9 protein-coding genes and 1 pseudogene are annotated in these 13,013 nt (G+C 55.9%); 3 read left to right on the top strand and 7 right to left on the bottom strand.

The genetic code is table 11. The annotated features are described in order from the left end of the window. Positions 1-17: 17 nt before the first annotated feature. From QZ571_RS00325 to QZ571_RS00305, 5 genes are read right to left on the bottom strand one after another with little or no spacing between them, the layout of a single operon-like run. Entirely contained in the window at positions 18-1,172 is a 1,155-nt protein-coding gene (locus QZ571_RS00325) for an iron-containing alcohol dehydrogenase (protein WP_295529932.1), read from the bottom strand. Then, positions 1,172-2,713: an FGGY family carbohydrate kinase gene (locus QZ571_RS00320; protein ID WP_295529929.1), complete on the bottom strand. Its 1,542-nt coding sequence runs from the start codon at positions 2,711-2,713 to the stop codon at positions 1,172-1,174. The genes QZ571_RS00325 and QZ571_RS00320 overlap by 1 nt, the downstream gene beginning before the upstream one ends. After that, the gene (locus tag QZ571_RS00315) at positions 2,713-3,552 is read right to left on the bottom strand and encodes a class II fructose-bisphosphate aldolase (protein ID WP_295529926.1); all 840 of its coding nucleotides are present in this window, start codon (positions 3,550-3,552) and stop codon (positions 2,713-2,715) included. Before QZ571_RS00315 ends, QZ571_RS00320 begins: the two co-directional genes overlap by 1 nt. Beyond that, complete coding sequence (locus QZ571_RS00310) at positions 3,552-4,124, bottom strand: hypothetical protein (RefSeq protein WP_295529922.1); 573 nt, start codon at positions 4,122-4,124, stop codon at positions 3,552-3,554. The genes QZ571_RS00315 and QZ571_RS00310 overlap by 1 nt, the downstream gene beginning before the upstream one ends. Before the next feature lie 12 nt (positions 4,125-4,136). Beyond that, entirely contained in the window at positions 4,137-6,065 is a 1,929-nt protein-coding gene (locus tag QZ571_RS00305) for a hypothetical protein (RefSeq protein WP_295529919.1), read from the bottom strand. Between the two features lie 512 nt (positions 6,066-6,577). Here QZ571_RS00305 and QZ571_RS00300 point away from each other — a divergent pair. Continuing rightward, a pseudogene (locus tag QZ571_RS00300) lies at positions 6,578-6,726 on the top strand (transposase); the annotation flags it as partial. Between the two features lie 146 nt (positions 6,727-6,872). Here the strand turns inward: QZ571_RS00300 and QZ571_RS00295 are convergent. Then, positions 6,873-8,090 carry a response regulator gene (locus tag QZ571_RS00295; protein WP_295529916.1) on the bottom strand — a complete coding sequence of 406 codons (1,218 nt, stop codon included), beginning with the start codon at positions 8,088-8,090 and terminating at the stop codon, positions 6,873-6,875. A gap of 378 nt (positions 8,091-8,468) precedes the next feature. On the opposite strand from QZ571_RS00295, the gene QZ571_RS00290 reads away from it, so the two are divergent. Both QZ571_RS00290 and QZ571_RS00285 read left to right on the top strand, forming a co-directional pair. Then, on the top strand, positions 8,469-9,434 hold the full coding sequence (locus QZ571_RS00290) for a response regulator (protein WP_295529913.1): 966 nt from the start codon (positions 8,469-8,471) through the stop codon (positions 9,432-9,434). A gap of 16 nt (positions 9,435-9,450) precedes the next feature. Next, positions 9,451-9,825: an Hpt domain-containing protein gene (locus tag QZ571_RS00285; protein WP_295529910.1), complete on the top strand. Its 375-nt coding sequence runs from the start codon at positions 9,451-9,453 to the stop codon at positions 9,823-9,825. A gap of 14 nt (positions 9,826-9,839) precedes the next feature. Here the strand turns inward: QZ571_RS00285 and QZ571_RS00280 are convergent, their stop codons facing one another. Then, the gene (locus tag QZ571_RS00280) at positions 9,840-12,983 is read right to left on the bottom strand and encodes a PAS domain-containing protein (protein ID WP_295529907.1); all 3,144 of its coding nucleotides are present in this window, start codon (positions 12,981-12,983) and stop codon (positions 9,840-9,842) included. Positions 12,984-13,013: the final 30 nt, after the last annotated feature.

Genomic DNA, 13,013 nt, shown 5'->3' with positions numbered 1-13,013 from the left:
AGACTTCTCCTAATGGGTTACAGACCCGCGCCAGACCAAGCGTCTTGATATATTTTGGCGAGATCATCGCGTGCTTTAAAGCTGGGGTCGGTTTCGAGTTTGCCACTTACTTCCGATGCAAAACGGCCAACCGCTTCTTCGGTTACGCCCAGCTCTTGCAACGTCGGCGTAAGCTCGATCCGCTCCAAAAGCTCAACCGTGGCCCGTGCAAAGTTGTGCGCGCTTTCAGCTTGGCTTCTGCCGCCGACGCCGATCCAGTCGGCACATTGCGCAAGCTTCTCTTCCGCATGCGGGAGGAGATGCTTCAACCAAGCGGGGTAAATCGCCGCGAGGCCAGCTGCGTGCGCCGTGTCGGTTTCTGCGCCAATCGGGTATTGCAGGCGGTGCGGCATGCATGTCGTCGAGAGGGCAAGGTTGATGCCCATCATCATGCTGGCATACGAAAGTTCTGCGCGGGCTTCGTTGTTGTTGCCATCGTCAAACAGCACTGGCAGGTGCTTGAAGACACGTTCAACCGCGCCTCTGGAGAGATCAGTCGTGTAAGGCGTGGCCGCTGTTGAAATGAAGGTTTCAAGCGCGTGCGTGAGCACATCAAAGCCGGTGACCATGGCTTCTGAACGCGGCAAGGAATATGTCAGCTCTGGGTCGACGATCGCGTAGTCGGCCGCTTGGTTGGCCCCGCGCAGGCCCAGCTTTTCTCCGCTCACGGTGTCGGTGAGAATAGCACCATAGCTTAGCTCGGCGCCCGTGCCGCTGGTCGTGGGCATCAAGATTAGTGTGTTGCGGCGCACGGGCAGGCCCGGCTTCAACTTCAAAAGCTCTGCGATGGTCAGCCCCGTGTCGAGCGCCATCGCGGTGGCTTTCGCCTGATCAAGCGCGCTGCCACCGCCGATGCCGACAATATGAGAAATACCGCTGTCTTTATGCGCTTCCAAGCAGGCGTCGATGTCAGAAACACGCGGGTTCGGCTGCACCTTGTCCCAGATCACAACCGGCCCCTGCGCCTGAAGCGTTGCCACGATGCTTTGCGTCATGTCCCGTTTGAGGGCGCTTGCAGAGGCAACAACCAGCGTTGTTGAGTCCGCCGTCTCGCCAATCAATCCGCCAAGTTCGGCGCGCCTGCCTTCGCCAAAAATGGCTTTGGTGCGTGTCGCAATGTCAAAACTGGCCATCAAAGGTTCTCCACAAACTCACCGACACTGATGCGGTGCTTTTCCATGATCACCTTGCGCTTCTGGAACAGCGGATCCGCTTGAATGCTGAGTTCTGTATAGAGGCCATACATGTCGTCATAGTATTGTTTGTCTTGGGCGCGCGGCAGGAATATCTGCTTGGTCGCAACGATCTGCTCACAGGCCTGCTGGTAGCTTTCAAACCGGCCCTGCGAACACATCACAATGATTGCGGCACCAAGGCTGGTGGATTCAAACTCAGCCATGAAGTGATAGGGCAAGCCCGTGATCGAAGCTTTGATCTCGTTTGCGATCCTGATTGTTGCAAGGCCGCCGCTGGCAGTGATCATCTCGGGAGATGTTTCACTTTCGTGGAAGATTTCCAGAAAATCGCGGATCGAGAATGCGACGCTTTCAAAGATTGAGCGCATCAAGTCGCCGCGTGTGTGATGGCGTTCAAGCCCGAAGAAGATCCCTCTGGCATCCGAGTTCCAGCTTGGAGCGCGTGCGCCGAGCAAATGCGGCAGGAACACAAGCCCGGTGCGGTTGGAACCAAATGACCCGTCGCCTTCGGTTTCAATTTGCATCTTCTCGTAGGGGTTCTCGTCGCCGGTGTAGAGGCATGTCTTTGCCCACTCGATAAGCCCGCCGCCAAGGTTGTTAGACCCGCCAAAAAGGTAGCCGTTGCTAGGTGGAAAATGTTGGCACATGATCCGACCCTTGTCATCGTGGAAGGGCTTGTCGGAATACATCCGCACGGACGTCACGGTGCCCGACACGTCGCAAACCTGGCCCGGTGCGCTGACGCCAGTGCCAAAGACAGAGCAGATAGCGTCATAGGTGCCGACGATCATGTCCGGGTCGCTGGTGATCCCCGCTTCCGCGAGCAAGGTTTTGTCGAGCTTGCCAACATTGGTGCCGATGTCGACACGCTCGGGAAGCTTGCCAGTGTCGAGGCCAAACTCGTCATAGAGCGCGTCCGGGTAGCTGCCCGCTTCGGTATCAAAGAAGTTCTTCTCGGCGTTCAGCTGGTCCGTTACGGCCTGCCCGCCCGTCAAGACTGCGGTCAGGTAGTCGTTTGGCGCTAGGAACTTCCAAGTGCCTTCGTAAGCGGCTGGGTCGTTTTCCTTGAGCCACAACATGCGGGAAATCTGGCTGTATTCAGAAGCTTTATAGCCGTATTTCTGCGCCAGTTTCACCATGTTTTCCGATTGCGAGATGCGCGCAGCTTGGTCGCGTGCGCGCTTGTCTGACACCATGATAACCCGGCATTTTGGCACTAGGCTTCTGTCGACAGGGACAAGGCAGCTCGCCGAGCATGCAACGGTGACATACTTGATCTTCCCGCCAAGGCCCGAAACGTCGATCGATTCACGCAGAACTTCCATCAGCTTGGTGCGCCATTCGTGCGCATCCTGCTCAACAAGTTCCCCGTTCAAACGCGAGTTCACTCTGCGGCCCGCATTCGCAATTCGCATACCTTGTTCGTTGTAGATAATGGACCGAACGCTCTTTAGACCAAGGTTTAAAACGATAATCATCAGAGTGTTCCTTCGGTAGGATTGAATTTATTGATGTAAGTTCCAGCGACGTCGAAGCAGGACTCGAAAATGGCGTCATGCACGGCTGATGGCGCGCTTAGAATTTTTCCCTTCATCTCCGCAGACTCGAGCGCCTGAACATATGCTTTCTTCAAATCAGTCGAGATATTCACCTTGGCTGATTTGGCACGAATAGCGCGGGCGAACTCCGCGTCTGTCAGGCCCGAGCCGCCGTGCAGCACCAAGGGCAAACCCGTCACGTCATAGGCTGCTTCGTAAATATCCCAGCGCAGGTTGGCTTTGGTTTCGTAGTCGCCGTGAACATTCCCAAACCCAACAGCGATGCAATCAAGCCCGCCTTCTGCCACCAAACGTGCGGTTTCGTCGGGGTTGGCGTAGTTGGCGTCAGCTGACAGCCCGTCTTCTTCTCCGCCGATACAGCCAATCTCACCCTCAACGGCAACGCCCTTGCGGTGCGCCATCGCGCTGACTTGCTGGCTGAGGTCAATGTTCTTGCCGATCTCAAAGTGAGAACCGTCAAACATAACCATGTCCCAACCCGCATCAATGCAGTCCGAAATCAAGGCGAGGTCCACGCAGTGATCAAGATGAAGGTAGCACTGTGCGCCCCAGATTTTCTTCGCGGTTTGAAACCATTGCCCGACAGCATCAGCTGTGTGCTGTTTCACCAAGCGGGCGGATGTCTGGATGATAACCGGTTTGTCTTGCACCTTGGCCGCCTTTGCGATTGCGGACATCGCGTCAAAACTTGGCGCGTTAAAGGCGGCGAGCGCATAGCCTTTCTCAACGGCATCTTTCATGTGATCGGAAATTTGCATTACATCACTTTCCTTTTGATCCGTCCAAGCAGGCGGCGGACGCGTCCGGGAAGTGATGGCGGCGCTGTCTCTCTCTCAACCATAGGCTTGGCGCCTACGGGGCGTTCAATCTTCCAGAGGCTTGTCTTGGGGATCTCTGCTGAAAAGGTTTCGAGCGACAGTTCGCCGTCTACGAGTGTAAGCCAGGCTTCCTCTTGCGGGCGCAACGCATAGGTGCCGCTGTCTTTGTGCTCATAAAGCCCCCAGCTAGCGCCCTTGTCTTTCTTGGTCGCGGTTTCGCCAAACAGGTGAACGGCCCCGCGTGCGCCGCCGAGCAAATGTGCGGCCTGTCCTTGGTTGTAGATGCGCCATGAGCCGTCTTGCTGTGGGTCAAGATACCAGTAAACACCGGTCCGCCAGTCTTCTGCGGCCTGCTCACGCGTCACCAGCGAGAACGTGCGCTCGCTGCAATTTGCATCGATCGCTTGCTCTGACTGAGCATTTATCAACAAAACCGGCTCGTGCTTGGATAGATCATCGCCTTTGATCTTCAAAAGGTGCCGTTTGGGAAATAATTTGCGTGCTGTTTCCATTCTGCTCGCATCCTATTCCGCAGCTGCGAGGAACTCAGATCTGGCCAAGATCCGAAGATCGCCTTTCGACAACTCCATCTCGTCCAGCCAGAATGTGCGCCCTGTGGAGCGTTCGACCCGCTCACCGTAATGCGCCTTGATCGCGTCATACTCGGCGTCAAATTGGGCTAGGGCCGCATAGAAGGCGCTCAGGGCTTTGGTGAGGGCGGTGAGGTTCTCTTTGTCTTTCGTGCGATAGAGTCTCACTGTCTCTGTATGCGGATTTTCTAGCATAACCTGAGCAATTTCGGACTGGGCTGCGACGGGCATATAGAGAAAGCCACTCCGAACGATTGGTTGCCCACGCTTCTCGGCCTTCGCAATAACGTCGCGCTGCACTTCCGCAGGCAGGTGCTCATACTCGGCATCAAACTTTTTGAAGAAGCCAAGCTTTTGCACGTAGTGGTCTTTGAAGTTATGCTCGAGGAACACATCGCGGCTGTTCAGATCACGCAGGACTTCCGTGTAAAGCTCGATCCCGCGCGCATCGGAGACGCTTGTGTGCGCAAGCGCTCGCTTTTGGAAGAACGACACGAAGTCATCAGCTTTATCCTGCCCGTAGGCCATGTTGATGATGATGCCGTGCGAGATCGACATATACTCTTGCCCGTAGGAATGCGCGGGCTCATGCCAAGCAGTTAGGTTCGGGTTTGACATGATCTTGCCGCCCGAGCGGTTGTGCCGGAGGCTGTATTCGATGTCGTCACCGCGCAAGAAAAACGCGAGCGGGAAGCCGAGCTTTTTGAACTGCGTATAGGGCAGGCTCAAAAAGATGAACGTGCAATATTCCGGGTAGTTTGGCACGGCCAGCTCATCAAGGTGCTTGTAGCCTTCAAACTGGTAGTTGTGGCGGATCAGGCGCGGCGCGATAGACTTTCGGTCGGGCTGGCAATCCGCGTCCAGAAAGCGGCCCCAGAATGCGCCGTCTTCCCACATGCGGCGTGGCTCTGACTTGGTGAACACTGGCAAGGTGAACAGCGTGTTGTCGGTCCGAAACAGCACGCTGGCCCAATGACGGTAGAGCGTTTCCATCGAAATCGACAGGTCGTCATCAAGCAACAGCATTTCGTCGATGCTGACACCCGACCGCTCAACGGCGTCTTCGATCACCAGCAAAATCTGGCTCATATTGCCGCCACCGCCCATGTTCGGGCCTTCAAACGCAAAGCTATCAACATGCTCGAAAGACGAGCAAAGGCTATATGATTCGGGCGTCAGACCAGCTGAGGTGTCGAGCACTACGAACTTGATGTTGCGCAGCGCGCGCTGATACGCGGGGTTGCCTTGCGACTGCTCTTCAAAGCTCGCCAGCAAGTCGAGAATGTCTAAGGTGCGCCCAAAGGTGCGCAGCACGACCAACATTTTGCCATCAACCGTGCTTGGCGCTATCGCATCCCACGATGCGTCAAGGATTTGGGCGTTGTCATGCAGCGCCACACCCGACCAGAACAGACGCGCGTTCTTTCCTGCTTCCCCTTCCAGCCGCACGCGGGCTGTCGTTGTCACTGGCTCGCCGTCTTCACTGCTTTTAATCGTCAGCTTTTTCAGGTTCTTAACGCCAGAATTTGTCGCGCTGCTGAAGAGGGTGACTTCAAAATCACCCCGAGTCACAATGCGAAACTGCACGTCGCGCACATCGGTGTGGCGCGCAAATATAGAGGTGTAGAACGAGTTTCTCAGCGTGCCTGTTTGCAGCTCTTGATAACCGGCCATTGTAAGAGTGTCTTTGCCACTAAGGCTGGTCAGGTCTAGCCCGCGAGCAAAGAAGATATCATCAATCTGCTCGTTGGAGTTGCTACGATCCGGCATGCTAATCGGAATAGCCTCACGCGCTTGGATAGCTTGGCATCCTTCCGCCCACACCTTCAGGCTCGTCGCAAGCTCCTCAACAATCATTTGCATAACCGTCTCCAATATAGTTCTAGGCCATTGTCCGAAATTTCTGATCGTATAGCGTCAGATCGTCGGTGACGCTAGCAAGATACAACCAAGGGTTGCTTTTTGCCGCTGAGAGGCGGGATTTCCTGGAATGGCGGAGATGGGTGGTGCGGGTCGTCGCCAAACCGCATCAGCGATGTTCATCTTGCTCTTGAAGCGTTCAATGGCGAGCCAGATTGAATGGCGCTCTCAATGCTCATGAGGCCTTTTTGGCCTATAATTTCTTCGCGTTCGTCCGCCAAAGTGTTCTTCGACAGGCCGTGCCGATCCAGTCAGCCAAGAGATCGGTCCAGTTGCGCCTAGAAGTAGGTTTGTGCTTTCTCACGTATCTCGTTTTGTGTCAGTTAGGCCACTATCTTGTTCTCGTGGGGAAATCGCCCATAGGTTGCGGGACGGAGGGCCAAATAGTAATCCTCCCCAAACCTAAGGGCATGCGGATGCTGAATTTTGTCAGCAAGATACCTGCGGAGATTCTGATGAAGATGACGAGATTTAACGAACCCCAGATCCTTGCGATCCTGCGTCAGGCGGAAGGCGCCGTGCCGGTGGCTGAGTTGTGCCGCGAACAGGCATGAGTACTGGGTCGTTTTACAAATGGCGTTTGAAGTGCGGTGCGATGCCCTCTCGGGCTTTTGCTTTGAAATAACCTGCCGGGTAAGCTCTAAGACCAAGTCCCGTTTAAAACGGGAGGATCACCCAGTGACGCCGCACTCCTCATGAGGTCCCTCCAGATCGCGATAGAAAACGGCGTTGCGAACATGGAGAACACGCCTATCCCAGCAAGCGAAGCGCCGGGGGCGTCCGGTCCGCGCATTTGGAGGCGAACCGCGCCTCGACATTGCCAATTGCCTGCTTGATTGCCATCTCGGCACGATCGATAGCGCGGGCTTGAGGGTGAACCGACGCACCCACCGAAACATCGAACGCGATCCCAAGATCCGCCCCGAGCTTTGAGAGCTTGTGGTTCAGCATGCGGCCGGTCTCTTGCTCGAAATCGAGCGAAGCGATGTCTCGGGTCTGGCTGGTGACCGTTACGAACGTCCCATTGCCGGAATATGCCATGATGAAACCGTTCGAGGCAAAAACTTCGGCGGTTTCGGAGAGAAGCGACATGAACTGCGCCGAGGATGATTTCTGATAGATCAGATCGAGTTGGTCGATCTTGAAGGCCGTCACGCGCGCTTGCGTGGTGGCCGAGACCGACATTTGCCGCAGGTGGTTTTGCAGGGACTGGTGGTCGATAAGGTTCGGCAGGGCGCCATGAACAAGCGTGTCATAAAGGCCAGCTTTGCCCTTGCTGCCCTGGCGGGAAATGCCGTGGGCTTGCGCGGCCAACTGGTCGTTGCGACGCAAAGTGCAGTGTTTATGTGCAGATTTGAGCCGGTCTTCGAAGGCCGCGATCTCGAAGGGTTTGGTCAGGAAATCGGTTGCGCCCGCTTTGTAGGCGCGACCGAGGCTCTCGATGTCGCGCATGCCGGTCAGCATGATGATCGGGGCGTCGCTATAGGCGGAATTCCTACGAACACGCGCGCACAGTTCGATGCCGTCCATGCCCGGCATCCGGATATCGAGCAGCAGGCAGTCGAAGGGGGCCGGGCTTGCGGCGATCAGATCAAGCGCCTCTTCGGCGCTCGAAGCTACGGTGATATCCGCAAAGCCAGCCTTGCCTGCGATGACGGGCACGAAATCGAGAATGAAGGGGTCGTCGTCGACGGCCAGAATGCGAATCGCGTCATTGGTACCAAGCCCGTTCATCGGGTCGGTCCCGGTGATCTCGGTGGCTTCCGACGCCGCCTGTTTCGCGTTTCTGCCCAGACCGAATCGGCGCATCACGCTATCAGTCACGAAGAATAGCAGCGCTGCGCTGAGCACAGCGGATGAACCGATCAACATGTAGATGCCAATGGCCGACAGGAAAGAATATCCACGCGCCAATGCTACGAAGAAAGCAATGAGCCCCGCAGCAACGCCAGCAATAATATAGCCCAAAATCAATTTCCTGCTCCTACCATCGACTTCACTGCCTCTAGTCTCTCGCTGCGGTGCAGAACGCGGCACTTTCACTTGCGCCATTCTTGTTTTCAGCCCTGCCCACAAGATTTTGGTAGGGCCGAAATGTGTTCGAAATTGGGCAAAAGGCTTGCAACTCTTGCGTGCGGAGCTATTTTTTCGCATGTGTTGCCATTTTCGGCAAAGCACAGCACGGCGATGAGGCTGTGCCACCGGATTTATGCGCTGGTCGACACAATTCTACAAATGCGCCACGAATTGACCACATTCGTGGAGCAAAAACACCTCAAGGTTTTAGAGGACATCTTTGATCCACCCTTGTATTGATCGGGTCAAAGCTGAGCGAAAGGTTCAGGCATGCAGATCCTGGTTGTAGACGACGAGCCACTCTTCCTGCGGCTGCTTAGTGCGCAACTAAAAGATCTTGGCTATTGTGACGTCAATACGGCAGGCTCCGGACGTGAGGCGCTTGCACGTCTTAAGTCGCCACGCGCGCGCTACGATTTGATCATGCTGGATATTCGGATGCCCGAAATGGATGGCGTTACATTGTGCCGCCATATTCGAACCCTTCCAGCTTATCGCGAGACGCCGATCGTCATGGTTACGGCGATGTCGGATAAATCCTTTATCGACGATGCCTTTGCTGCCGGCGCGCTGGATTATATCACCAAGCCGCTTGACCGGGTCGAACTCAAGGCGCGCCTTGGAATGGTCGCGCGCTTGCGGATGCAGGAAAAGGCCGCTGCCGCCGCGAGTGCGTCGCTGTCGTCCTATGCGATCGCTCCGCCCTTTGCCTTCGACGATCCAATTACCCTGCCCAATGTCGATCGCCTTCTAAGCCCGACCGCTTTGGAGAACTACCTGTTGACGCTGGGCCTGGGGCGTATGCATGGCCTGCGCGCCTGTGCCGTGGCTATCGAAAACGCCGATCAGATATTTATGACGAAAACTCCTGGCAATTTCGTGGACATGATTGGCGATGTTGCCACAATCGTTCAGGACTGCCTGAAGACCGAAGATGCCATGATATCCTACACGGGCGGTGGCATATTCGCTTGCGTCTTGCGGGGGGAGAACGGCTATGACGCGGAATTAATGACAGCGACTGCGAATTTCAGCATGAGCGATTTCGAACCGATCTATAGCGATGCAAACATGTCCCTGCCTGTCATCCGATTTGGCACCCTCGCGCGCATGCCGTCGCTGGCCATCGGGCGGCCGACGCGTCTGTTGCAATTGGCCAAGATGCAGATCTATCCTGCCGAATCCCATTCGCCGTTGAAAGACCGGCTGAAGCGCCGGCTCATTGGCAGCCTGTGACGGGAGAGGAGACATGATGGCTATCTCGCAAGCAGACGATTCCTCCGAAAACACCGGCATCGATTTGGTGATTGCGCGTATCCGTAAGGACTTCATCGCGAGGCTCATAGAGCGCAGTCTCATGCTGGAATCCCTCAAGGCAGAGGTGGCGTCGTCTCAACAGCCAGAGCGCGCGATCTCCGCGATTGGGGAGATGGCCCATAAGATGGCCGGTGTCGCCGCGACCTTGGGGCTTCAACGGCTTGGCAAGTTGTCGATGCGGCTCGACGATCTCATCGGGTCGGCGCGCTCCAGCGGACAGGCCGCGTCACAGACATGGCTCATTGCCGAAGGCGCCGTCGAGGATCTGCTCGACGAGATGGAAGCGCTGCTGGATCAATCCGAAAGCTGAGCTGAGGCGCTCTTTCAGGCCTCATCCAGCAGTGCCGCCGCGGCACGACAAACCTGTTTTGCTGAAATAGGTTTGGCGATGGTCACGTCGAACCCGGCTTCGATATATTCGCTGATCTGGTAGGGCATGACATTCGCCGTCACTGCGATTGCATTCGTGTAGGGCCGGCCGCTGCTGGCTTCGGCCTCGCGGATCGTCTGAAGCGCCGTTTTCCCATCCATGACCGGCATGGCGATATCCAGAAGCAGAAGATCGAAATCCTCCTGTTCCCACGCCTGAACCGCCTCCAACCCGTTCACCGTCACGACACTGGTTGCGCCCAGCTGGTGAACGAGATGCTCCAGAACGGTGCAGTTGGTCGGGTTGTCATCCGCGATGAGAATATGGCGCCCCTTGAGACACAGATCAGACGTTTCAACCTGCTTCGGCGGTACGGGCAGGGCATCATCAACCGGGAGCGGCAGCGCCACCGTGATCTTCGTTCCAGCCCCGACTTCGGACTGGACGGTGATTGTCCCGTGCATCATTTCCACCAAGCTCTTGGTAATCGACATACCCAGACCCGTGCCGCCAAAGCGGCGCGTGATCGAGGGATCCGCCTGTGTGAAATCGTCGTGGATCTCGGAGATATGTTTCTCGTTCATCCCGATGCCGGTATCGGAAACTTCGATGACAAATGGACGGCCCGGTCTCCCTTTCAGGCTGACGCTCACTTCTCCCTTGTCGGTGAATTTGATCGCATTGCTGATCAGGTTGTTCATGATCTGTCGAATGCGATGGCAATCCCCGATGCGGGGTTTCTGCGCTCCCATGGCAATGCTGACTTCGAAATCGAGGCCTTTTTCGTCGGCGCGCAATTGATGCAGTTCTTCGACACGTGTCGCAAGTTCCGTGGGATCGAACGAGAGGAGCTCCAACTCAAGTTTACGCGCCTCGATCTTGGACATGTCCAGAATGTCGTTGAGAATGTTGAGCAGAGATTCCCCGGAATTCCGAATGGTTCGGATCATCTTTTTCTTGGTGGGGTCCGTCAGCGTATTGTCCAGAACCTCGGCCATCCCAAGCACGCCGTTCAACGGCGTCCTGATTTCATGGCTCATATTCGCCAGGAAAAGGGTCTTGGATTTGCTGGCTTCTTCGGCCTTCAATTTGGCACGATAGAGCTGCGTTACATCCGACCCGACGCCCCTGTAGCCCTGAAACTCTCCGTCAGCATTGAAGACAGGCGCGCCGTTAAACCGCAGCCAACGCGGTTCTCCATGTGCCTCGGAGTAGAATCCGGAAACGAAATCGCGAAATGGTTTGTGGTCTTCCATCTTCGCCAGCAAGCCATCCCAATCTGCGCTTGCACGCAAGCCTGGACGATCCGCAAGCCATTCCGTCAAGGTGCTGCCCAGCAGCTCGGTCTTGTTCTCGCCTGACATTTCACGAAACTTGCGGTGCGACAGGAATTGAAAGCGCATCTCGCTGTCCTGTTCCCAAAACAAATCGTCACTGACCGCCGCGATATCTGCCAGGCGTTTTTCAGCCGTGTTCCGATCATTGAAGGCGCGTTCCAGCTCGGATTTGGCGGCCTGAAGCGCTTCTTCGCGGGCCTTCTGTTCGCTGATATCTATCTGGATCCCTGCGATGTACGCCGCGCGCCCGTCGCGGTCCCGTGATACGACCCTCGCCCGATCGAGCAACCAGACCCAATTCCCATCCAGATGGCGCATCCGGTATTCTGCGAGGAGAGAATCCGTTTCTCCCTCGAGGCTACGCTTCGCCTCCTCTTCGACAGCGTCGATATCATCTGGATGCACAAGAGCGCGCCAGGAATTGTATGTGATCGGACCAATTTCGTCAGATGAATATCCAAGCATTTGAACCCATTGCTGGTTTCCTGTTTGAGTGTCGGCAATCAGGTCCCAGTCCCATGTCCCGATATGCGCCCCCTCGAGAAGTTCCAACAAACGACCTTCGGCCAGCTTGAGGTCTGAAATTTCCAGAAGAACCCCCGACATGACCGCAGGGGCTCCGTTCGAGTCAAAAGCGGCCACGCGCCCCTGGGATTTCACCCACACCAGACGGCCGCTTTTGTGGAACATTTGTATTTCGGCTTCGAATGAATCGGTCTCGCCCAGCAGAACCTTTTCCGACATTTTCTTTAGTTCTTTGAGAGAATCCGGATGCACGAGACTTTGAAACCGATCGAAAGTCATCGAGCCGAGCTCATCAATTGTATAGCCCAACATCTCCGCCCAACGCGCGTTGATCTTGTGCTGGCCCGTGGACATTGTCCATTCCCAAGTGCCAAGCCCCGCGCCGTCGATCGCAGCCTGCATGCGCGCCTTTTCGATCGGACAACCACCGATATCTGCGCATTGAATGAGTGTCGTCCCGCTGGGCAGCAATCTGATCTTGAGGTCAAGGATGCGTCCATCCGAAATCATGACCCTCTTGTCGTTAGCGTTACTGGGTTCGGGCGCCCCTCCACCCGGAAAGACCAGTTCCAACCTGAGTTTTTCGATTGTCTTCTTTAAGGCATCCAAGGTCTTCAAAGACCCCTCATATTCCTTGAAGAAACGCCTGAAGGGGCCATTGCGAAAGCTGATCTGCCCGCTCGCATCGAAGAAGGCGATGCCCATTTCAACCATATCGGCAGCTTCGACGAGGTCGCTTCGCAAAGAAACTCCACCCAGCGGGGCGCGCCGCAAGACACTGCTGATTGCAAGAAGAACCTTGACGATTTCGTCGTTACGGATGGCGTCGCGTCGAGCAACGCGTTCGCCCGTATCAAAGGTCAGAACCACGCAAACATTTCCCGCCACATCTTTCGCTGCCAAGCTTTGAACTGCGGCGGTTTCGTCGCACGCGTCACAGGAATCGGGACTGCTTTGCAACGATAATTTGGCGGTCAAACGGTGGTCTTTTAGCGCGGCCCCATGGGGGGCTTCGTTGCCCAGATGCTGGACCAACTCAAGCTCTTCGCGGGGCGATACGGAAAAGAGGCAAATGGAATCAGCGCCGACTTCACGCTTCAGCAGGCTCAGAACAGTTTCAAGACCTGAGCGGATTTCATGATCCGCCAAAGCTGCGAGCGTTGTTAATGCTTGGGTGAGGATCGAGCTCTCCGGCTCTCCAGTTTGGCCCGTTTGTGTCGCTTCGCTGGCTACCACTTTTGTCTCTTGCCGCATTTGATCTCACCA

This window comes from uncultured Thioclava sp., from assembly GCF_913064665.1.
GTDB classification, from domain to species: Bacteria; Pseudomonadota; Alphaproteobacteria; order Rhodobacterales; family Rhodobacteraceae; genus Thioclava; species Thioclava arctica.
The sequence above is the reverse complement of the archived record's forward strand: the minus strand, read 5'-3'. Positions and strand labels throughout refer to the sequence as shown.